Here is a 21279-nt window from a genome sequence, read left to right as displayed (position 1 = left end):
GGAGAGCCTGGCCGCCTGGGCGCGGGCGGCGGCATATCCGCTGGTAGATTAGCATTTTTCTCTGCTTTGGAATCCCCGCCCCCGGATAGCACAAAATCACCTTGTCAAATCGCCTCGTAAATTTGAGGCGTCAGCAAGGCGGTGCGGCACCGGTGGCGGATTCCAGCGCAAAGAAATAGCCTATACCACGTATGGCGCTCACGCAAGGACTGTGTTAAGGGCGGCCGGCGTGCGCCCGTGCGCTCCCGGAATGCGCGGTCCTGATCTCCGGGCGGCCGGCGGCGGGACGCCGGCGGCTACTCGGAGCGGGTGACCCGGCGCGCGACCGAGCGGTCCCCGTCGTCGGCACGTCGGGCGGCCCGACGGCTCTCGTCGGTCCGGTGTCGTCCGCCGAAGACGCCGAAGGAACCGAGAACGCCGAGGAGCGCGACCAGCGCGCCGATGACACCGAGGGCCCAGGCGACCGGGACGGTCGCGCCGGCGGCGTCGCTCTCGGACGCGGCGTCGAGGAGCTCGGAGACCTGGGAGTCGTCCATGGTCCCGTCGAACTCGAGGACCTCCTGGACCTTCTGACCGTCCGAGGTGCCGTAGTAGTCGTCGATCTTCTCGTCGATCTTGACCACCAGGCCCGTGGTCTGGTCGACATAGTAGTCACGCTCGGCGGAGTGGAAGAGGTACCCCTTCTCCCCCGTGTCGGCCGGGGCCTCGGGGGCGGGAGCCTCGCCCTCGGGGGCCGCACCCTCCGGGTTCTCCCCCTCGGGAGCCTCACCCTCCGCGTTCTCGGGCTGAGCGCCCTCCTCCGGGGCCGGGGCCTCGCCCTCGGGTGCGTCGCCTTCGGCGGGCTCTCCCTCGGCGGGCTGTTCGGGCGCGGGCAGGTTGGTCTCGTTGAAGACGCCGGCGTAGCGCTCGCGCACGTTGGCGGGCTCGATGACCTGGTGGTAGCGGTAGACCTCGCGGCCGTCGATCTCGAGCTCCTCCTGGAACTCGGCCGGGTGGGCCTCACGCAGCGTCTCGTCGAAGACGTCGTAGGTGGTCTGCTGGACGTCCGCGGGGAACTTCAGCCAGACCCCGCCCATGTCGACCTCGGTGGTCGGGCTGGCCAGCTGGTCGCTGAGCAGCGCCGCCCCCTCGGGCTCGCCGGTCAGGCGGTCCATGCGCCAGTTCCACACGCCGGCGGTGATCAGGCGGTCAGCGTCGTCCTGCATGCTGTCGCGCGAGAGGGTCGAGCCGACGCGCACGGAGACGGTGTCGTCGTCCGAGGGCTCCTCGACGGTGAGGTGGTACTGACGCGAGACCGGCGAGTCCAGCACCCGCCCATCCGGGTCGGTCATCAGCCGGGTGCGCGCGGAATCGTCGTGCACGGTCCAGGTCTGCTGGCCGATGTCGAGGGGCAGGCGGGCGTCGGAGGGCAGCAGGCGCGGGGCGAGGAGCCCCGCGACCAGCAGCGCGACGCCAAGCCCCACCAGCAGGGCGGAGACGACTCGGGACTTCGGCAGCATGGCCGCGAGTCTACCCGGCGCTTCCGGGGCCCCGCGACGCGCCGCGCGCGGTGTCGGCGTCTCGCTCGCGGGCCACCCGGACGGTGCGGCGGGCGTTGAACAGCATGATCAGCCCGGCGATGAGCGCCGCGATGCCGAGTCCGAGGACCAGGCCGGACCACCAGTCCGGCGTGCCGACGCTCCCGGTGGCCGCCGTCCCGGTCTCCGCGTCGCCCGGCTGCCTGTCGGCGCCGTCCGCCCGGATGGCGTGCGCGTCGTTCTCCTCGTTCTCTTGCTCCCCGGACGCGCCGTCCTTGCTGAGACGACGGATCCCGCCGGCGGAGCCGTTCGCCTTGGATGACTTCGCCGAGGTCGACGATTTGCCGGACTTAGCGGACTTTCCGGACCTGCTGGACTTGGCCTGCGCCGGCGACTTGTCCGACTTGGCGCCCGAGCCCTTCGCCGCGGACTTCGCCTGCTCTCCGGACTGCGAACCGGAGGTCCCGGAACCGGCGCTCTTCCCATTGGCCTGAGCAGATCCGCCGCCGGCCGAGGATTCTCCGCCAGAGATGGACTTCCCGGACTCCGCCGGGGACTTGCTGTCCCCTGCCGCGGACTTCCCGTCGGACCCGTTCGAGTGGCCACCGTCGGTGCCGCCGGTCGATCCCGTGCCGGCATCGCTCCCGGGCGTCGGGGTGGCGGTCTCGCCCAGGGCGTTCCCCTCCCCGGTGTCCGGAACCGACTCCTTGGGCTTAGATGTCGGTCGGGTCTTGGCCGCCCCGTCGCGCCCCGTATCGCCCGGACCGGAGCCAATGACCGTGCGCAGGGCCTTGGTCAGAGCACGGCCGAGTTTCTCGATCGCCTTGTTCAGACTCGCGAAGGCTTTCTTGAGTCCACCAGTATTGGCCACTTCCTCGACTCCATTCTCGCTTTCTGGATCGTTCGCGGGATTCTCGCCGGTGCCGTCGTCCGCACCGACCGCGAAGTGCGCCTCGAGGCGCTCGTCGAGGTCCTGGCCCGCAAACTTCCCCGTGAATTCGAAGGTCACCGTGTAGTTCCCCGGCTCGGTGAACACGAAGGCCTGGTGGTCGTGGGCCCCGGCTCCGTACGTGACACTCGAGTTCTTGTCATCCGAGTCGAGCACCACCTTGCTGCCGGTGAGTCCCGAGTGCGCGGTGACCATGCGGCCGGGCCCCTTGAAGTCCGCGATGCGCACAGTCACCGGATCAGAGTCGCTGACGGCCTTGCCGGCGTCCGTCGTCGAGAAGCCGACCCAGGGCAGATTGGGTTTCTGGACGTCCGGCAGGACCCAGACCTTCCCGTCGATGCCCGAGATCTGGCCACCGAGATCACCGCGCGCGGCGTCGGGGACCAGGAAGGTGAAGGTGCCGGATTTCCTCTTCTGCTCGTTGGTGACGTCCTCCTGGTCCTTGAGGTAGACGAAGGGCCTGCCGTCTTTCGCGCCGAGGGCGAGGTCCATGTGCCCGGAGCTGATGGGGTGGCGCCGGTCAGCGGGCGAGTCGCTGTCTCCGGGACGGCCCGGCGCGCTCGTTTCGGGGCTGCTCGTGCCTCCCGAACCAGGCTTCTCGCCCGGGGTCGGATCGGTCGCCTCAGGCTCGACCGGCTCGGTGATCTCGTTGAGGCCGGTGGTGGTGCCCTCGGGCAGACCGACCTGCTCGTCGGAGCCGACCAGCCAGGTCTGGGTGACCTCCTCCGAGACCTCCTCGGTGCCGTCGGTGTGCCTGCCGCGCGCCCTCCAGGTGAAGCTGTAGATGCCGGGCTCGGTGAACGTCCAGTTGTAGTGGCCGTGCGAGCCGACCCCGGCGGTGAAGCTCTTCGGCCCCTCGGGCGCGCCGAAGGTCCGCTCCATCTCCTTGTCGCCGAACCTGCCGAAGAAGTTGTGCACCTGACCGCCCTCCGGGCCGGAGAAGTCGGTCAGCTCGAAGGTGACCTCGTTGTTCTCGAAGTCCTTGGGCACCTCAAACTCGTGGGCCGGGTCGAAGGCGCCGATACCCGCCCACAGCGGGCGCCAGTCCTGGCTGAACGGCATCTGCTGCGGACCGATCCAGAACACGTCGCCGGGTTTACCCAGGAAGGAAAGCGCCGGGTTGTCGGGCAGACGGAAGCGCGAGACCTCCTTGCCCGAGTTGTCCGCGTCGGGAGCCAGGCGCAGGCAGGATTCCTCGGCCGGCTCGACCTGCTGGCCGTTGACCACGGCCATCGTCAGCTTCTTGTCCCTGTCACGGGTGGCGTAGAGGGCGTCGATGTGCGACCGGTAGAGCAACCTGCGCCCCGCGCACGGGTGAGGCTCCGTCGTGCCGTCGACGGTCTCGTAGGTCGTGTCCTCCGGCACGTCGACGGAGTGGCCGGGCTCGCCCGGGCGGTGCGTCTTCGCCGCGTGCGCGGGGGTCTCCTCCGACGAGGGGTCCTCCCCCGCCGCATCCTCGGCCGCGACCGCCGGGGCGGGTGCGACGAGCACCGTGGCACCCAGCGTGAGGCAGGCGGCCACCGCGGAGGCCGCGACAGCGGCCGGGCGGCTGCCACGCCCCGCGCGCTCGCCGCCGCGGGCGCGCGGACGGCGACCGACGGGGCGTCGGAAAGCGGCGGTGCCGTCGACGGGCCACAGCCCACGGGCGAGCCAGGTGACCACGAAGAAGGCGGTGAGCACGAGCACGATCGTCGCCCCGGCCGGCAGGTCCGCCGACCAGGAGACGTAGATGCCCGCGGCCGCGCCGACCACGCCGATCGCGCAGGCCAGCGCCATCATCGACGCCAGGCGGCGGGTGAGCATGCGCGCGGTGGCCGCCGGGGTGATCAGCAGCGCGAGCACCAGGATGTTGCCGATGGAGCGCACCGAGATCACCACCGCCGCCGTCACGGCGAGGTAGAGCACCAGGTCCAGCGCAAGCACGGGCAGGTTCATCGCCCGCGCGGTCTCCCGGTCCAGGGAGACGGCCACCAGGTACGGCCCGAGTGCGAGCAGGGTGACGACGACCGCGGCTCCGACGGCGGCGGTGATCCACAGGTCGGCGGTGGTCACCCCGGTGATGGAGCCGAACAGGAAGGTCGTCAGGTTCGCGGTGTAGCCGCGGGTGCGCGAGATGATCACCACGCCGAGTGCGAAGGCGGCGGCGAAGAAGACGCCGATGGCGGAGTCCTCGCGCACGCGGCGGCGCTGCGAGGTCACGGCCACGAGCACGGCGACGACCGCGCCCGAGACCGCCCCGCCGAGCAGCACCGAGCCCTGCAGCAGGAAGGCCACCGCGATGCCGGGGAAGACGGCGTGGGCCACGGCGTCGCCGATGAAGGCCATGCCGCGCAGCACGACGTGGGTGCCCACCACGGCGCCGACGGCCGCGGTGAGCACGGCCATGAGCAGCGCCTTGGGCAGAAACGCCAGGGCGGGGTTGGTCAGGTCGGAGACGAACTCGACCAGGCTGATCTCTAGCATGCGGCGACCTCCTCGCGGCCCGCGCCGACGCCCAGGGACGCCAGCAGGGGTGACTCGGGGCGCACGCCGAAGGTGGCGGTCCACGGCTCGGCGGAGCGCAGGAGCGGCGAGTCGGGGGCGGCGTCGGCGCGCACGGTGCGGTTGAACAGGATCAGGCGCGAGCAGGAGTGCTGCGCCTCGGGCAGGTTGTGGGTGGACATGAGCACGGTGGTGCCCTCCGCGCACAGCCGGGCGAAGAGCTCGAGGAGCGCCTCGGTGGCCGGGTGGTCCAGGCCGGTGAAGGGTTCGTCGAGCAGCAGCAGGTCCGGGCGGCGCGCGAGCGCGCGGGCGACGAGCACGCGCTGGCGCTGCCCGCCGGAGAGCTCGCCGATGGTGCGGGTGGCCAGTCCGGAGAGCCCGACGCGGGCGAGCGCCTCGGCCGCGGCGGCGTAGTCGGTCTCGCCGGGGCCGCGGAAGACGGGGCGCAGCCCCAGGCGCCCGCCGAGCACGCAGGCGTGCACGCTCAGCGGGTAGTCCCAGTTGACGTCGTGGCGCTGGGGCACGTAGCCGACGCGGCGGCGCAGCGCCCGCCCGCTCGCCCCGGCCAGGGTCACCCGGCCTGCGGCCGGCACGAGGCCGAGCACCGCGCGCATGAGCGTGGTCTTGCCGGCGCCGTTGGGGCCGAGCAGACCGACGAACTCGCCGGCCTCGACGTCCAGGTCGGTCGGCTCGACGACGGTGCGGCCGGCCAGGGTCACGCCGACCTCGCGGATCTCGAGCAGGCTCACGCGGTCCTCCCGTCGTGTCCGTCGCGGTACCTGACGCCATGGCCGGTGTCGCTCCCACCGACGTGCCTGTCGCCGTCCCCGCCGCCGTACCCGGCGAACTTCTCGGCGGCCCGGCGGCGCCGGCGGGCGTCGGCCCGGGAGCCGGCCCACACGCCGAGGGCGACGAGCAGGGCGGCCCCGCCGGCCAGCCCGGCGATGAGGCCGATCTGGCGGGAGTCGGTGCCGACGACGCCGGCCGAGGCTGCGTCGGCGGAGCCGGAGCCGTCACCGGCGCCCGAACCGTCACCGGATCCGGCCCCGGCGTCACCCGCGCCCTCGGACCCGGTGCCCTCGGAGTCACCGTCCTCGGGCCGCTCGGTGCCGTCCCAGGACCCGGCGGTGGCCTCGGTGCCGTCGCCGACGGCGAAGGTCAGCGCACGGGTGTCCGCCCGCTCGGTGCCGTCGCGACCGGTGACCAGCACGCGCACCGCGACGTGGTAGACGCCCGGCTCGGTGAAGACCCAGTTGGCGTGGGTGTGGGTGTTGGAGTCGACCCAGAGTCCCTGGCGGCCCTCCTCGGCGGAGTTCCACAGCACCTGCGGCTTTTCGAAGCCGCCGTTCTGCAGGAAGAGACTGAACCGTCCCGGCCCGTCGAAGCCGGCGAGCTCCAGGGTCACGCCGCGGTCGGCGTAGTCGACCACGCCCGGGTGCTGGGTGTTCCAGCCCAGCCACGGCACCCCGGCCAGCTCGGTCTGGGGCACGACCCACACGTCCTGGCCGGGCTCCGCGCCGGTGAAGGAGAGGTCGCCCTCCTCCGGCAGCGTCTGCTTCGCGGCGTCGGGCACGCGCACCACCACGTCGTCGAGGTGGCGCCACACGGGCGGCTCGGCGTGGTCGTCGCGCACCATCAGCTCCACGTCGTCGTCGGTGATGACGGGGCCGATGTCGGCGTGGCCGGCGGTCAGCTCAGCCGGGGTGCCGGCCGGGGCGACCGATTCGTCGGCGTCGACGGTCTGCTCGAGGGCGGGGTCTTGCCCGCCCTGCGCGCCCGCGACCGCCCCGGGCCAGGCGATGGCGAGGCAGGCCACGAGCAACGCGGCGACGCAGAACACGAGAGCCAGGGGCGCCGGGCGCGACGTCGTCAATCGGGGTGACAGGTGGGCGGTTGAAGTCATGGGTCCTCTCTTTTGTTGTTCAGCCCAGGCACTCGGCCAGGGAGTCCGCGTTGGACTCGATCAGTTCGACGTAGGTGCCCACGGGCTCGGTGAACGTGTCGCCGTCGAGGCGGCAGACACGGATGCCGAGCCGGTCGGCGGCCTCGGTGAGGTCGTTGGCGCGGCCCGCGAGGTTCGGCTCGAGGAAGACGGCGGGCACGCGCAGGCTCTCGAGCGTGCGGGTCAGCGCGATGATGTCCCGCGCGCTGGGCTCCACCCCGGCGTTGGGCGTGACGAAGCCCGCGACCGGGACGCCGTAGGCGCGCGCGAGGTAGCCGTAGCCGTCGTGGGTCGTGACCAGGTGGCGGTTCTCCCGCGGGATCGCGGCGAGCCGGTCGCGCACCCGCTCGTCGAGCTCCTCGAGGCGCGCGATGTAGGCCGCCGCGCGCTCGTGGTAGCCGGCGGTGCCCGCGGGGTCGACGTCGCACAGCGCGTCGCGGATGACCTGCGTGTACGCGATGCCGGCGGCGACGTCGTGCCACAGGTGCGGGTCGACCTCGCCGTGGACGTGCGCGCCGAGGACGGCCTGCGGCAGCAGGTACGTCTCGTCGCCCGGGGTGCCCAGGAAGCGGTAGGTCGGCTCCGGCGGGATCTGCTGCAGCGTCGACGCCGGCACGCCGATGACCGCCTCGTCGGTGGCGTGCCACGTCGCCTGCGCGCCGTCGCCCGAGCGCAGGCGGACGGGCTCCGTGCTTGCCGACGTCCCGTCGGTCGCCGTCGGCGCCGACGTCGCCGTGGGCTGCGTGGACTGCGTGGCGGGTGCTGCGTCGATGGCGGGTGCGGCGGCCGCAGCGTCGGCGGCGGGGCCCGTCCCCGCGAAGGGGTCGGCGGTGATGTCGACGTGCCCGGCGTCCAGGACGGTCCTGCCCGGGAACTCGCGGGCCGGGTCGACTCCGACGGCGATGTCCACCGTGCGCTCACCGATGCGCCGCGGCTTCTCGCCCGGGCGCGGCACCAGCCAGGCCTCCAGGTCGAGTGCGTACGCGCCGGGCGCACTGAACGCCCAGCTGACGTGGGTGTGCGCGCCGACGGGCAGGGTCGCGGTGTCGTCGCGGTAGCCGTCGGCGGCGCGGAAGCCGTCGCGGGAGTTGAAGTAGACCTCGGGCGTGCCGAAGGTGCCGGTGACGAAGGCGGCGGCCTCGCCGGGACCGCGCAGTCCGGTCGCGCGCAGCTCGACCTGGGCGCCGCGGTCGACGGGTCCGGTGCCGGTCCCGTCATTCGCGCCCGCCGCGTCGGACGTCGTGCCGTTCGCACCGCCCGCTTCGGACGTCGTGTCGTTCGCGCCCGGCGCTCCACTCAATGCGCGGCCTCCGCCGGGTTCGGCGACGCGCAGGCCCAGCCACACCGCGTCGAGCGCGACGTTCTCCACCAGCGGCAGGTGTTCGACCCCGTAACGCGGCGCCTGCTCGGCGACCGGGATGACCGGCACGCCGGGCCGGGTGCCGGACTCCACGGTGCGCGCCAGCGAGGCCTGCTCGAGCAGCAGCCCGTTGGTCAGCGCGAGGTCCGCGTTGGCCACGTCGCGCACCGCGCGCAGCCCAGGCTCATAGGAGTGCGGGTCGGCGCCGGCGGGGATGAGGTCGGTGACCTCGGCGCGCCCGCCGGCGACGTTGCGCGCGATGTCGCCGATGACCGGCGTGGTGGCCACGACCTTCGTCAGGCCCGGGTCCTTCTCCTGCGCGGGTGCGGCGCAGCCGGCCGCCGCCAGGGCGACGGCGCACAGGCTCGCGCACACGACCGATTTCCGACGCCCGCGCCGCCTCATCGACGTGCGCTCCGTGCTCCGGCGAGCACCCCCAGGCCCAGGACGAACACGCCGAGGCCGGCCACCGCGTACGGCAGGGTCATGTAGCTCGCGCCGGTCTCGGCCAGGGCGCCGGGGCCGCCCGATCCGCCACCGGCGGCGCCGGAGCCGCCGGCCTCCCCCGCCGCGCCGTCGGCCGCGCCGCCGGCCGCGCCGTTGGCGCAGTCGGACTCGCCGTCGGGGTTGACGGCCGCGCCGAGGTCGAAGTGCCCCTCGTCGGCGTTGCCGGAACCACCCACGGTGAAGGTCACGGTGCCGGTGCCGCTGACGTCGCGGCCGTCGTTGAGCTGGACGGTCTGACGGATGCCGAGGCGGTAGGTGCCCGCCTCGCCGAAGACCCAGCTGGGGTGGACGTGGCTGTTCTCGGCGAGGGTGGCCGTGCCGGAGCCCTGGCCGTCGGCGGCGGAGAACCACTCCTCGCCGACGACCTGGCCGAGCTGGCCCTGGGTGTAGACGTACATCGGTCCCGGCCCCTCGAAGGAGGTCAGCTGCCAGGTCACCTCACCGGAGGTGTGCTCACGCATGGTCTCGTGCTGGGTGTTCGCCCCCAGCCACGGCACGCCGGACTGCTGGGTCGAGCCGATCATCCAGGCCTTGCCGGCGGGCACGGGCCCGAGGTCCTGCGGCAGGTCGACCTCGGCCGCCGAGCCGAGTCCGAAGTTCATCTCGGCCGGGTCGCGCCACTCGGCGGGGTTCGCGCGGTCGTCCTTGATCAGCGGGGTCACGGCGGCGACGCACTGCGCGTCATCGGAACCGGCGGCGCTCCCCGAGCCCTCGGAACCGGAGCCGCCGGCCGTGGAGCTCCCGGAGCCGGAGCCCTTGCCGCCGGTGGCCTTCGGCTGCGCGGCCTTCCTGTCGCCGGACTTACCGGACTTACCGGGCTTGCCGGACTTGCCCGGCTTACCGGCCTTGTCCGAGTCGCCGGACTTGCCGGGGGCCGAGCCCGGGCCCTTGCCCGGGATCTCGCCCCCCGAACCGCGGTCACCGGAGGTCTCTCCCCCGGCGCCCGTGCCGCTGTCGGCGTCCAGGTCACCCACGCCGGTCTCATCGCCCAAGTCGTCCGTGTTACCCGGATCGTCCGCGTCATCGGTCGCCTCCGCGTCATCGCCGACCTGCCAGGTGTAGGTCGCCGACTGCGAGGAGACCTCACCGGCGGTGGCGCGCACGGTCATCCGGTATTCGCCGGGCTCGGTGAAGACCCAGTTGGCGTGCGTGTGCGCCGGGAAGGCCTGGTGGATCACGGACCCGCCGGTCAGCCTGGTCGAACCGGCGAGGGGCTTGACGTCCCCGAACGTCCCGGTCTGGAAGAGGTGCACCTCGCCGGGCCCCTCGATCTCCTCGAACTCGATGTCGACCGCACCGAAGCCGCCGCCGGCCACACCCAGCGTGTCCCAGCCCGGCCAGAGCAGGTCGTTGTCGTGGTCCTGGACCTGCGGCAGGAAGTACCCCGGCTTGCCGATCTCCGGCATGTTCTCGACCTCATCGTTGTGGGCCGCTTCCTTCACCCGCAGGAGCACCTCGGCGGGATCGCGGGTGACGTGCAAACCCGTGACGTCCTCCTTGAGGTTGAGGTGCAGCCCGCCGTCCTGGGCGGTGACGTTGAAGGCGTCCACGTGGCCGTGGTCGAGCACGACGCGTTCCTCCGCCACCGGAGCAACCGCGCCGACAGGCTCACCCGCGGTACCCCGAGCCGCGCCCGAGGCAACACCCTCGACGCCCTCAGCACGCGCGACGCCATCGGCAGACGCACCGACGCCCGCACCTCCCAGGCGCGGTTCATCGGTCCAGGTCCAGCCGGCGCCGGCGACCATCACGAAGAGGACCACCGCGGCCAGAAGCGCGGGAAGAGAGCGGACTCGGAGCATGGGGACTGCCTTTCCGTGAGGGATGGACGGGGAGTTGACAGTCCGAAGGTAGTCTATTGACACTCGTTTTCATTATTGAAAACCAACCGGTATCCCCCGAACGGGTGAAAACTATTTTCAATACAGTTCCGCGCCCGCCTCCTGCCCCGGCAAAATGTGCACCAAGTTTCCGCGCCGCCCGCGTTTCCCCAGGAGAATTTCTCCCGCTCCCCGACTTGGTCCACATTTTGCCGGACCCAGCCGGCCCCACCCCACGCCCCGGCCGAACCCCACCCCCAGACACACGAAAAACCCGCACCCGCCGCGCAATGCGGCGGGTGCGGGTGGAAAGCGCTCGGTCGGGCACTAGGCCGACGCGCGCGGCGTCGGCAATCGAGCCCTACCGGCCCTGAAGTGGACTACTTCAGGGTGACGGTGGCGCCGGCCTCCTCGAGCTTGGTCTTGGCGGCCTCGGCGTCCTCCTTGTTGGCGCCCTCGAGGACGGCCTTCGGGGCAGCCTCGACGAGGTCCTTGGCGTCCTTCAGGCCCAGGCCGGAGACGATCTCGCGGACAGCCTTGATCACGCCGATCTTCTTGGCGCCGGCGTCCTCGAGCACGACGTCGAACTCGTCCTTCTCCTCGGCCGGGGCGGCGGCGTCGGCACCCGGGGCGGCGGCGACGGCGGCGACCGGAGCGGCGGCGGAGACGTCGAAGACGTCCTCGAACTCCTTGACGAACTCAGAGAGCTCGATGAGGGTCATTTCCTTGAAGGCCTCGATGAGCTCGTCCTTGGAAAGCTTAGCCATGGCGGGCTTCCTTTCTGTGTTGTTGCCCTCGGCGACCGGTGGCGCGGTGGCCGGTTCGGTAGCGGCGGCCGGGGGCGGAAAGTGTGTGGGGTTGTGAAAAGTGGGTTAGGCGTCCTGCTTGTCGCGGAGCGCACCAGCCAGGCGTGCGACCTGACCGGCGGGCTCGTTGAACAGGCGGGCGGCCTTGGCCAAGTTGCCCTTCATGGCACCGGCCAGCTTCGCCAGCGTGGTCTCGCGGTTGTCGAGATCCGCGATGGCCTTCACCTGGTCGGGGGTCAGCGGGTTGCCATCCATGTAGCCACCCTTGACGATGAGCGCTTCGTTCGCCTCGGCGAACTTCTTCAGCGCCTTGGCGGCGTCGACGGCCTCGCCCTTGATGAAGGCGATGGCGGTCGGGCCGTTGAGGTACTCGTCAAGACCCTCGACACCGGCGTCCTTGGCGGCCAGCTTGAGAAGGGTGTTCTTGGCGACGGAGTACTGGACGTCCGGGCCCAGCGAGCGACGCAGCTCGGTGGTCTGGGCGACGGTCAGCCCGCGGTACTCGGTGAGCACCACGCTGTCGGCTTCCTCGAAACGGTTCTGCAGGGCCTTGAGATCGGCCTCGTTCTTCGGGTTCGCCATGTACTTCGCCTCCTTCCTCGTGAACGTATGCGGTTTGTCCGCCCGGGGTCCCTCCCAAAGGAAAAACCCCGTGCAGGGAGCACGGGGCCACAGGATGTGGGCTCCAAGTGTCTCCTGCGTGGGCCGTCCCGGTTGCCCGGGAGCCTTCGACCCGGTTGCCCGGGTGACCGACGGTCTTAGGTGAAACTTGAGCTCGGCGATTTCCGACGCCCGCGCGGGGCGACGTCGCCGTTCAAACTTCGGATGTGAAGCGTACCCGGCGTTTACGCCGCGACCAAATCGCGGTGCGGTGCGGGGAGTGCGCGGGGTTGTTGATCCGCCGCTTTCGCACCCGGCGTTCCGCCGCTGCCGCACCGCACTCCGCGTGCCTCCCCTACCTCGGTGCCCCACCTTATCGCCCCGCACCGGGGCGGCCGTGGCGTTGCGGCGGTAGCTTGGCTGGCATGGAGCGAAGCGGAGACACCGGAGCGGACGCGCAGGCCGCGGCGAGTTTCCTGGGCACCTGGATCCGCTCCTTCCTGCACCCCGACCGCCGCCCGCGCGGCGTCAACCGCTGGGACGAGCCGCTCGAGGGCCGCGTGCCGGTGGTGCTCATCCACGGCACCTGGATGAACTCCTACAACACCTGGGAGATGCTCGCCCCGCGACTGGCGGCGGCCGGGCACGCGGTCTTCTGCTTCGACTACGGGCGCGACACCTCGAGCCTGGCCGGGCGTCTGCCCGGCGTCCACGGCACGCGCGGGCTTATGGACTCGCGCGCCGAGGTCGCCGCCTTCATCGATGAGGTCCTCGAGCGCACCGGCGCCCGGCAGGTCGACCTGGTGGCCCACTCGCAGGGGGTCGCGCAGGCGCGGATGTACCTGACCGACTCCGGCGGCGCCGATGCCGCGGACCTGGCCCGCAACCGGGTGCGCCGGGTCATCGGACTGGGCGGGAGCAACCACGGCACCTACTCGTGGCTGCCCCGGATCCTGGGCCTCGGCCGGAACGGTGTCGCCGACGCCGACGCGGTCGAGCCCGGCGCCGCGGGGACTCCCGGGCCCGACGCCGACCTCGCCCCCGAGCCCGGCGCCGGCGGCACGACCCGCACCCGCCGCGGCGAGCTCGGCGCGCGGCTCCTGTGCCGCATCGGGGGGCAGGCCGCCCTGGACCAGCTGGTCGGCTCGCCGGCGATGGCGCACCTCAACCGCCACGGCGACACCGTCCCGGGTGTCGACTACACGATGCTGTGCACCCGGTACGACACGGTGGTGACCCCGTGGCGCACCCAGTTCCTCGAGGCCGGCCCCGGCGCGCGGGTGCGCAACGTGCTGGTCCAGCAGGGCGCGTTCGCCGACTTCAGCGACCACCTGGCGATGCTCTACTCCCCGCACGTCATCGACCTGGTCCTCGAGGCGCTCTCCGACGACGCCGAGAGCTACCGCGCCGCCCACCCGGCGGTCACCGGCACGGTCCTGCCCTTCTTCGGGGCGCTCCCCCGCCACCTGCCGCGGGTGTCGCTGCCCCGTCGGCGCCGAGCACGTCAGAGTGTGCGACGTCGGCGTCGCACACTCTGACACCCCGTTTTTCACCGAGTCGCTGACCTGCATCTTTTCACATAACGGTCGCGGGACCGTCACAGTGTGCGCCCGCGCCGCCGCACAATCCGGCACCGAGCGGGAGTAAGCCCCCGAAAGCAGCGGATCCCCGCCCACCCGACGACACCCGACCGCTACCGCCCCGCCTCCAGCCCCCGCTTCCACTCCCCACCCCGCCGCCGCACCTCGCCGCACATGCGATCCGCGTATTCTGTGGTGCCAAATGACCCGCGCCACACATGTGCGGCCGCGCGCATGCCCGGGCCGGGCCGACCAGTCGACAACGAAGGGACGAGCCCATGACAGTCGTGCGCATGCCGATCAAGGGCACGGTCACGGACATCACCGAGATCCCCGACGAGGTCTTCGCGAAGAAGACCATGGGCGAGGGCTTCGGCATCACCGGCACCCCGGGAGGTGAGGTCCTCGCCCCGGTCGCCGGCGAGGTGGTCATGGTGGCCAAGACCGGCCACGCCGTGGGCATCACCGACGCCGACGGCCTGCAGTTCATCGTCCACCTCGGCCTCGACACCGTGGAGCTCGACGGCGCCCCCTTCGAGATCACCGTGGCGAAGGGTGACACCGTCGAGGCCGGCGACCGCCTCGGCACGATGGACGCCGCCGCCATCGAGGACGCCGGCAAGAAGACCGACACGGTCGTGGTCATCGCCAACTCGAAGAAGAAGCTCGACAGCCTCGAGGTCGACGAGGGCCCCGCCGCGGCCGGCGACGAGGTCGCCCGCGCCCACCCGAAGGGCGAAGAGACGGCGGAGGGACCGGACAAGATTGACGACGCCGCGGCGTCCGGGGATTCCGACGCGGGCGCGGCCGCGGCGGGCGGCGCCGGGGCGGCGGCCGCGACGGACGCAGCCACGGGGACGGACGGGACGTCGGCAAGCGAAGGCCGCCCGCCGGAACTGACCGGCCACGACGCGACGGCCTGGGACATCATCGCCGGGGTGGGCGGGGCGGAGAACATCCGCAACGTCACGCACTGCATCTCGCGGGTGCGGATGTACCTCAAGGACGACGCGAAGGCCGACGACGACGCGGTCGGCGCGAGCGAGGGCGTCATCGAGACGGTGCGTGCCGGCGGGCAGTATCAGGTGGTCATCGGCCCGGAGGTCGAGGACGTCTACGACGCCGTGGTCGCGCGCCTCGGCGGGTCCGGCGACGACGACGCGGCGGGGGCCGGGGCCGAGGAGCGCGAGCGGCCGGACAGCGTGTGGGGCTGGCTGAAGTGGGGGTTCAGCGAGCTGATCGGCGTGATCACCGGGTCGATGATCCCGATCATCGGGCTGCTGGCGGCCAGCGGCATCATCAAGGGTGTCCTGTCGCTGCTGCTCAACTTCGAGCTCGTCGACGAGGCCAGCCCGACCTACGCGATCATCAACGCGATGAGCGACGCGGTGTTCTTCTTCCTGCCGATCTTCGTCGGCTACACCGCGGCCAAACGGCTCGGCGCCAACCCGGTCATCGTCGGCATCATCGGCGGCGTGCTGTGCTACCCGACGCTGGTGGAGATGGCCGACCCCGAGAACCAGGACCCGGGGGCGAGCACGGTGGCCGGCATGGCGCTCAACGCCGACTTCTTCGGCATCCCGTTCCCGCTGGCCAGCTACTCCTACTCGATCTTCCCGGTGATCGTGGCCGCGTGGCTGGCCTCCCGGCTCGAGCCGTGGCTGAAGAAGGTCATCCCCGCCACGCTGCGCATGATCTTCGCGCCGCTGATCGAGGTCGTGGTCGTCTCGCTGGCGATCCTGCTGGTGCTCGGGCCGATCGTGATGATCATCTCCACCGGCATCGCCAGCGGCATCCAGTTCCTCTACGAGGCCTCCCCGACGATCTCGGGCACCGTCATCGGCGGGCTCTACCAGGGCCTGGTCATCTTCGGGCTGCACTGGGCCGTCATCCCGCTGGTCGCGCAGGACCTCGCGCTGACCGGGCACTCCTACCTCAACGCGATCATCTCCGCGACGATGGTCGCCCAAGGCGGCGCGGCGCTCGGCGTGCTGGTGCGCACCAAGCTCGCCCAGATCAAGACCCTGGCCGCGCCGGCGACGATCTCCGCGCTGTGCTCGGTCACCGAGCCCGCGATGTACGGCATCAACCTGAAGTACGGGCGGGTGTTCCTGATGGGCTCGATCGGCGGCGCGTGCGGCGGGCTGCTCACCGGGCTGTTCAACGTGAACATGTGGGGGTTCACGGGCTCGGTCATCGGGTTCACCAGCTTCGTCAACCCCGACGGGCTCGACTCCAGCTTCTGGGGCTACCTGCTGGCCACGGGCACCTCGCTGGCCGTGGCGTTCGCCCTGACCTACTTCTTCGGCTTCCGCGACTCCGACGTGGACAAGGGCAAGGACGTCAAGAAGGTGCGGCTCGGACACCGCGAGCCCGTGCAGCGGTAGGGGTTCCGGGGAGCAGGCTTTCCACCGGGGCTCAGGGGGTTCGGGGGACGGGCTGTCAGTTTGTGCGAAGTGGGGGTCGCACAATCTGACAGCCCGCTTTTCGTCGCGCCGCTGAACTGCACCTTTTCGCATAACGGTCGCGGGACCGTCACGGTGTGCGCCCGCGCGGTCGCACAGTCTGACATCCGGCCGACGCCTAGACACCCGTGCCCGCCCGACCCCACCGCCCCCCCCCCGAAACCCACCGGCCGACACACCGACCACCGCACCGCGCCGGCGCAGAAGGGCCACCGCCCCGCACCAACGCGCCCACCGGCTGGCCGCCCCTTCCCTGCCCCGGAGACACACACCACACAGCCCACCCTTGCCCCAAACACACGAGTTCTTTATATTGAACTTTAGTTTCCTTGGAACTGATTTTCAGTACGCTTTCAGTAGAAAGGCCACCGTGTCTCCCTCACTCACCAGCGGGAACAACCGCAACCGCCGCTCCCGCAACCCCCTGCGCGCCCTGGCCGCCGTCCTCGGCGCCGCGGCGATCACGCTGACCGGCTGCGCCGGCGGCGACGCCACCTCCGGCGGGGACTCCGACGCTCCCCTGTCCGTCTACGCCACCACCGGCTACCTCGCCGACGCCGTGGCCACGATCGACCCGACCGCGGAGATCACCACCATGGTCGGCCCCGGCGGCGACCCGCACACCTACCAGCCCTCGACCAAGGACATCGAGAAGCTGCGCGACTCCGACCTCGTCTTCTGGAACGGCCTGCACCTCGAGGCCCAGATGGACGACCAGCTGGCCTCCCTCGGCGACAAGCAGCTCGCGGTCGGCGACCAGCTGCCGGAGGACCTGCTGCTCGACTGGCCCGAGACCGACGACGAGGGCAACGCCCTGCACGACCCGCACGTGTGGAACAGCCCGGAGGCCTGGAGCCTCGTCGTCGACGAGGTCGCCGACAAGCTCGCCGAGACCGTGCCGGACCGCGCCGACGAGTTCCACGCCAACGCCGACAGGTACAAGGACGACATCGACGCCGCCGTCCAGCGCGCCCACGAGCGCCTCGACGACGTGCCCGAGCCGCGCGTGCTGATCACCGGCCACGACGCCTTCAACTACTTCGGCCGCACCTTCGACCTGGACATCCACGCCACCGACTTCGTCTCCACCGAGGCGAAGCTCTCCGCCGCCGAGATCTCCGAGCTCGCCGACCTCATCGCCGAGAAGAAGGTCCCGGCCATCTTCCAGGACAACCAGGCGAACCCGCAGGCGATCACCTCGCTGAAGGAGGCCGTCCACGCCCGCGGCTGGGACGTGCGCGTCTCCGACCGCGAGCTGTTCGCGGACTCGCTGGGCGCCGACGCGGGCGTCGACACCTACCTGGGCGCGTTCAACCACAACGTCGACGCCGTCGCCGACGAGCTCGGGGCCGCCCGGTGACTGACGACGCCCGCGCACACGACGCAGCTGCATCCGTCACCGCCCCAGGCGCCGGCTCCGACGCCGCCGCGGGCGCCGCCGGCGCTGACGCCCCGCGGAACTCCCGGCGGAGCGCCGGCCGGCCCGGCACGGCCACCCCGGCCTGCCGGGCCGTCGGCCTGACCGTGGCCTACCGCGCGGAGCCGGTGCTCCACGACGTCCACCTCGACGTGCCCGAGGGCGTGGTCATGGGGGTCGTCGGCCCCAACGGCGCGGGCAAGTCGACGCTGATCAAGGCGATGCTCGGCCTGGTCACCCCACTGGCCGGTCACGCGGAGTTCTTCGGCGGCGGGCTGCGCGACAACCGGCTCCGGGTCGGCTACATGCCGCAGTCGGCGGGCGTGGACTGGGACTTCCCCGCCACCGTCCACGACGTGGTCACCATGGGCACCTTCGGCGCGCTCGGGCTGTTCCGCCGCCCGGGGCGGCGCCAGCGTGCCGCGGCCGACGACGCCCTCGAGCTGACCGGCATCACCGACCTGGCCGGCCGCCAGATCGGCGAGCTCTCCGGCGGCCAGCGCCAGCGGGTCTTCCTGGCCCGCGCGCTGGTCCAGGAGCCGGACCTGTACTTCATGGACGAGCCGTTCCAGGGTGTCGACGCCCGCAGCCAGGACGCGATCGTCGCGGTGCTGCACCGCCTGCGCGCGGCCGGGCGCACCGTCGTGATGGTCCACCACGACCTGGCCACGGTGCGCCGCTACTGCGACCACGTCACCCTGATCAACCGGGGCGTGGTCGCCTCGGGCCCGGCGGCGGAGTCCTTCACCGCCGCCAACATCCGCGCCACCTACGGCATCGGGGACGACGCGGACTCGACGTTTCTGGAGGCGGTGCTGTGACTGTCACGCTCGCCGCGGGGCTGACCCCGCCGGCCGAATTCCTCGCCGACCACACCTTCCGCACGGTGCTGGTGGGCACGACGGTCATCGGCGTGGTCGCCGGCGCCCTGGGCACCTTCGCCTACCTGCGGCGCCAGTCGCTGCTCTCGGACGTGGTCTCCCACTCGGCGCTGCCGGGCACGCTCATCGCGTTCCTCGTCGCCGTGGGCCTGGGCCTCGACGGCCGCAACATGGCCCTGCTCATCCTGGGCGCGGTCGTCGTCGGCACGCTGGCGGTCTTCTGCACGGAGACGATCGTGCGCACCACCAAGCTCGCGGTCGACTCCGCCATGGCGGTCACCCTGACCTCGTTCTTCGGCCTGGGCATGCTGCTGATGCGGGTGATCTCGGACGCGCCGCTGCCCGGCAAGGGCGGCATCCAGGACTACCTGTTCGGCAACGCCTCGGTGATCACGCGCGCGGACCTGGCGGTCTCGCTGTCGGTCGGCGCGGTGGCGCTCATGGTCGTGGTGGCGCTCTGGAAGGAGTTCGCGCTGCGCACCTTCGACCCGGCGCACGCCGCGGTCACGGGGCTTCCGACCCGCGCGATCGACACCGCCCTGTTCGCCTGCATCGTGGTGGCCACGGTCATCGGCGTCAAGGCGGTCGGCCTGGTGCTCATGGTGGCCTTCGTGGTCACCCCGCCGGCCACCGCGCGGCAGTGGACCAGTCGCCTTTCGACCACGGTGATCCTCGCCGGCGCGGTCGGCGGGCTGGGCAGCGCGGTGGGCAGCTACCTGTCCATCGCGCTGGGCGACGTGCCCACCGGCCCGCTGATCGTGCTGGTGCTCTTCGCCTTCTTCCTGGTCTCGCTGCTGTGCGCGCCCCACCGCGGCCTCATCGCCCGCGGGGTGGGCCGCGCCCGCGCCCGGCGTCGACTGCTCGCGGAGGTGGCGGCATGAGCTTCTTCGCCGGAACCGCGCTTCTCGCGGTGGTCACGGCCGTGGCCTGCGCGCTGCCCGGCGCCTTCGTCGTGCTGCGCAAGAACTCGATGCTCGTCGACGCCATCGGCCACTCGGTCTTCCCCGGCATCGTCGTCGGTTACTTCTTCACCCGCGACCTGGACTCGCCGCTGCTCATCCTGGGCGCCGCACTGGCCGGCCTCGTCGTGGTCCTGGGCAGCGAGTGGCTCGCGCGCACGGGGCTGCTCTCCGGCGACGCGCCGCAGGGCCTGGTCTTCCCGGCGCTGTTCTCCGCGGGCGTCATCCTGGTCACGCTGAACTTCGGCAACGTCCACCTCGACACGCACGCCGTGCTCGTCGGCGACCTCAACCTCGCCGCCTTCGAGCAGCTGACGGTGGGCGGGGTGAGCCTGGGCCCGCGCTACCTCTACGTGATGCTGGCGGTGCTGCTTGTCGACGCCGCGTTCATCGCCGCGTTCCTGCCCCAGCTCACCGTGTCCACGTTCGACCCACAGTTCGCGCGCACGATCGGCGTGCGCGCGGGGTTGCTGCAGGCCTCGTTCATGTTCCTGGTCTCGCTGACGGTCACCGCGGCGTTCAACGCCGCTGGCGCGATCCTGGTCGTGGCCCTCGTCGTCGTCCCCGCGGCGACGGCGCACCTGGTGACCCGCCGCCTGCCGGCGATGCTGACGCTGACGGTGCTCATCGCCGCCGGCGGCGCGCTGGTCGGCTTCGGGGTCGCCTACCGGCTCGGCACGGCGACCTCGGCGTCGATGGCGGTCTTCTACGGACTCCTCTTCGCCTGCGTGGCGGACGTCGCCCGCCGCCGTGCCCGCGGTCGGGGCCGCGCGCGGTCGCCCGAAAAGCGCCCGGGGGCGCTCGTCGAGGACGAGGCAGTCCGGGCCTGAGGCCCGCGCCAGGACCCGGGCGGGACCGGCACCGGGGTCCCCCGGGCGGGCCCGGCGCCCAGAAATCGGCGGCGGAGGTGGCGCGCGCCACGTAGCGTGGGGCGCATGCAGATCTCAGCCGCCGACCTGACCGAACTGTGCACCGCCGCCGCCCGCGCGCGCGGTGCCGACGAGCCGACCGCCGCCGTCCTCGCGCGCGCCGCCGTGCGCGCCGAGTCGCTGGGCAAGACCTCCCACGGGGTCAGCCACATCTTCGACTACCTCGACGGCATCGCCAACGGCTCCTTCATCGCCGATGTCGCCCCCGAGGTCACCCGACGCGGCGCGATCACGCTCGCCGACGCCCGCGGCAACACCGCCGCGGTCGCCTTCAACGCCGAGTTCGACGACTTCGTGCGCTCCGCCCACGAGCACGGCGTGGCGGTCTTCGCCGCGCGCAACACCTTCACCGTCGGTGAGCTGGGCGTCTACGTCAACGACCTCGCCGAGCGCGGGCTCGTCGCCCTCGCCGTGGCCAACTGCCGGGCGCTGGCCGGCTGGGGCGAGGCCCCGGGCAAGGTGCTGGGCACCAACCCGCACGCCTTCGGGGTGCCGGCCGAGCCGCGGCCGGTGGTCATCGACCAGGCCATCAGCCAGATCGCCTACATGACCATCCGGGAGCGCGCGGCCCGCGGCGAGGAGATCCCGGAGGGCTGGGCGCTGGACTCCTCCGGTGAGCCGACGCGCTCGGCGCAGGAGGCCGTCGAGGGCGCACTGCTTCCGGCGGGCTACAAGATGGGCAACATCGGGCTGATGGTCGAGTTCCTCTCCGGCATGGCCGGCGGCAACTGGTCGATGGACGCGCCGTCGATCAGGGGCGGCGCGCGCCCGGACGTCGGCTTCTTCGTCGTCGCCTTCGACCCGCGCGCATTCGAGTCGGACACGGGCGCGGAGGCCTCCTGCGAGGCCGCCGGGGCCCGCGGCGGTCGGGCGAGCTTCGCCGAGCGCAGCCGCGACCTGGTCGCCCGCCTCGAGGACCTGGCCGGTCACCTGCCCGGGCGTCGGCACGCCCCGGCCGACCCGATCGAGATCGACGACGCCCTCCACGCCCGCCTCCTCGAGGCGGCCGGGCGCGACTAGCCGGCTCCGCCGGCTCCGCTCGCCGGGCTTAGCTTCAGAGGGTCGT

15 protein-coding genes and 1 pseudogene are annotated in these 21279 nt (G+C 72.0%); 7 read left to right on the top strand and 9 right to left on the bottom strand.

Translation table 11 applies throughout. The features are described 5' to 3' along the window. Positions 1–296 precede the first annotated feature (296 nt). The 9 genes and pseudogenes from pgfA to rplJ form a co-directional block, all read right to left on the bottom strand. Positions 297–1499 carry a cell envelope lipid trafficking protein PgfA gene (gene pgfA / locus CFRA_RS01885; protein ID WP_075663205.1) on the bottom strand — a complete coding sequence of 401 codons (1203 nt, stop codon included), beginning with the start codon at positions 1497–1499 and terminating at the stop codon, positions 297–299. A gap of 10 nt (positions 1500–1509) precedes the next feature. Then, a complete protein-coding gene (locus CFRA_RS11810; RefSeq protein WP_281247478.1) occupies positions 1510–3831 on the bottom strand; it encodes a choice-of-anchor M domain-containing protein in 2322 nt (773 codons plus the stop codon). Positions 3832–4113: 282 nt separating this feature from the next. Further along, positions 4114–4929: pseudogene (locus CFRA_RS11805) on the bottom strand (anchored repeat-type ABC transporter permease subunit); the annotation flags it as partial. Continuing rightward, positions 4923–5696, bottom strand: a complete 774-nt coding sequence (locus CFRA_RS01870) for an anchored repeat-type ABC transporter ATP-binding subunit (protein WP_075663204.1) — start codon at positions 5694–5696, stop codon at positions 4923–4925. The gene CFRA_RS01870 and the pseudogene CFRA_RS11805, both read right to left, overlap by 7 nt. Beyond that, the gene (locus CFRA_RS11535) at positions 5693–6850 is read right to left on the bottom strand and encodes a choice-of-anchor M domain-containing protein (RefSeq protein ID WP_245797630.1); all 1158 of its coding nucleotides are present in this window, start codon (positions 6848–6850) and stop codon (positions 5693–5695) included. The genes CFRA_RS01870 and CFRA_RS11535 overlap by 4 nt, the downstream gene beginning before the upstream one ends. Positions 6851–6869: 19 nt before the next feature. Beyond that, the gene (locus CFRA_RS01860; protein ID WP_083666775.1) at positions 6870–8654 is read right to left on the bottom strand and encodes a metal ABC transporter solute-binding protein, Zn/Mn family; all 1785 of its coding nucleotides are present in this window, start codon (positions 8652–8654) and stop codon (positions 6870–6872) included. Then, positions 8651–10558, bottom strand: a complete 1908-nt coding sequence (locus CFRA_RS01855; RefSeq protein ID WP_083666774.1) for a TIGR03773 family transporter-associated surface protein — start codon at positions 10556–10558, stop codon at positions 8651–8653. The genes CFRA_RS01860 and CFRA_RS01855 overlap by 4 nt, the downstream gene beginning before the upstream one ends. A 398-nt stretch (positions 10559–10956) precedes the next feature. Beyond that, on the bottom strand, positions 10957–11343 hold the full coding sequence (gene rplL, locus CFRA_RS01850; RefSeq protein ID WP_075663200.1) for a 50S ribosomal protein L7/L12: 387 nt from the start codon (positions 11341–11343) through the stop codon (positions 10957–10959). A 105-nt stretch (positions 11344–11448) separates the two neighbouring features. Next, on the bottom strand, positions 11449–11964 hold the full coding sequence (gene rplJ / locus CFRA_RS01845) for a 50S ribosomal protein L10 (protein WP_075663199.1): 516 nt from the start codon (positions 11962–11964) through the stop codon (positions 11449–11451). A gap of 443 nt (positions 11965–12407) precedes the next feature. Here rplJ and CFRA_RS01840 point away from each other — a divergent pair, with 443 nt between their 5' ends. The 7 genes from CFRA_RS01840 (at position 12408) to CFRA_RS01810 (ending at position 21233) form a co-directional block, all read left to right on the top strand. Continuing rightward, positions 12408–13520, top strand: a complete 1113-nt coding sequence (locus CFRA_RS01840) for an esterase/lipase family protein (protein ID WP_075663198.1) — start codon at positions 12408–12410, stop codon at positions 13518–13520. 320 nt (positions 13521–13840) lie between these two features. Next, a complete protein-coding gene (locus CFRA_RS01835) occupies positions 13841–15949 on the top strand; it encodes a PTS sugar transporter subunit IIABC (RefSeq protein WP_075663197.1) in 2109 nt (702 codons plus the stop codon). Between the two features lie 448 nt (positions 15950–16397). Further along, a complete protein-coding gene (locus CFRA_RS01830) occupies positions 16398–17387 on the top strand; it encodes a metal ABC transporter solute-binding protein, Zn/Mn family (RefSeq protein WP_245797629.1) in 990 nt (329 codons plus the stop codon). Positions 17388–17545: 158 nt separating this feature from the next. Then, entirely contained in the window at positions 17546–18265 is a 720-nt protein-coding gene (locus CFRA_RS01825; RefSeq protein ID WP_075664806.1) for a metal ABC transporter ATP-binding protein, read from the top strand. Continuing rightward, on the top strand, positions 18262–19206 hold the full coding sequence (locus CFRA_RS01820) for a metal ABC transporter permease (protein WP_075663196.1): 945 nt from the start codon (positions 18262–18264) through the stop codon (positions 19204–19206). The genes CFRA_RS01825 and CFRA_RS01820 overlap by 4 nt, the downstream gene beginning before the upstream one ends. Then, positions 19203–20114, top strand: a complete 912-nt coding sequence (locus CFRA_RS01815; protein WP_075663195.1) for a metal ABC transporter permease — start codon at positions 19203–19205, stop codon at positions 20112–20114. The genes CFRA_RS01820 and CFRA_RS01815 overlap by 4 nt, the downstream gene beginning before the upstream one ends. Positions 20115–20219: 105 nt before the next feature. Beyond that, positions 20220–21233, top strand: coding sequence for an Ldh family oxidoreductase (locus tag CFRA_RS01810; protein WP_075664805.1), 1014 nt, complete (start codon positions 20220–20222; stop codon positions 21231–21233). Positions 21234–21279 lie beyond the last annotated feature (46 nt).

The sequence above is a fragment of the Corynebacterium frankenforstense DSM 45800 genome, from assembly GCF_001941485.1.
In the GTDB taxonomy this organism is placed as follows: Bacteria; Actinomycetota; Actinomycetes; order Mycobacteriales; family Mycobacteriaceae; genus Corynebacterium; species Corynebacterium frankenforstense.
This window is presented reverse-complemented; position numbering and strand designations above follow the sequence as displayed.

Bases quoted from the DNA above. Each gene is read 5' to 3' on its own strand.
- rplJ (WP_075663199.1), bottom strand. From the start codon at position 11,964: ATGGCGAACCCGAAGAACGAGGCCGATCTCAAGGCCCTGCAGAACCGT.
- CFRA_RS01840 (WP_075663198.1), top strand. From the start codon at position 12,408: ATGGAGCGAAGCGGAGACACCGGAGCGGACGCGCAGGCCGCGGCGAGT.
- CFRA_RS01860 (WP_083666775.1), bottom strand. From the start codon at position 8,654: ATGAGGCGGCGCGGGCGTCGGAAATCGGTCGTGTGCGCGAGCCTGTGC.
- CFRA_RS11535 (WP_245797630.1), bottom strand. From the start codon at position 6,850: ATGACTTCAACCGCCCACCTGTCACCCCGATTGACGACGTCGCGCCCG.
- CFRA_RS01835 (WP_075663197.1), top strand. From the start codon at position 13,841: ATGACAGTCGTGCGCATGCCGATCAAGGGCACGGTCACGGACATCACC.
- CFRA_RS01810 (WP_075664805.1), top strand. From the start codon at position 20,220: ATGCAGATCTCAGCCGCCGACCTGACCGAACTGTGCACCGCCGCCGCC.
- CFRA_RS01815 (WP_075663195.1), top strand. From the start codon at position 19,203: ATGAGCTTCTTCGCCGGAACCGCGCTTCTCGCGGTGGTCACGGCCGTG.
- rplL (WP_075663200.1), bottom strand. From the start codon at position 11,343: ATGGCTAAGCTTTCCAAGGACGAGCTCATCGAGGCCTTCAAGGAAATG.
- CFRA_RS01855 (WP_083666774.1), bottom strand. From the start codon at position 10,558: ATGCTCCGAGTCCGCTCTCTTCCCGCGCTTCTGGCCGCGGTGGTCCTC.
- pgfA (WP_075663205.1), bottom strand. From the start codon at position 1,499: ATGCTGCCGAAGTCCCGAGTCGTCTCCGCCCTGCTGGTGGGGCTTGGC.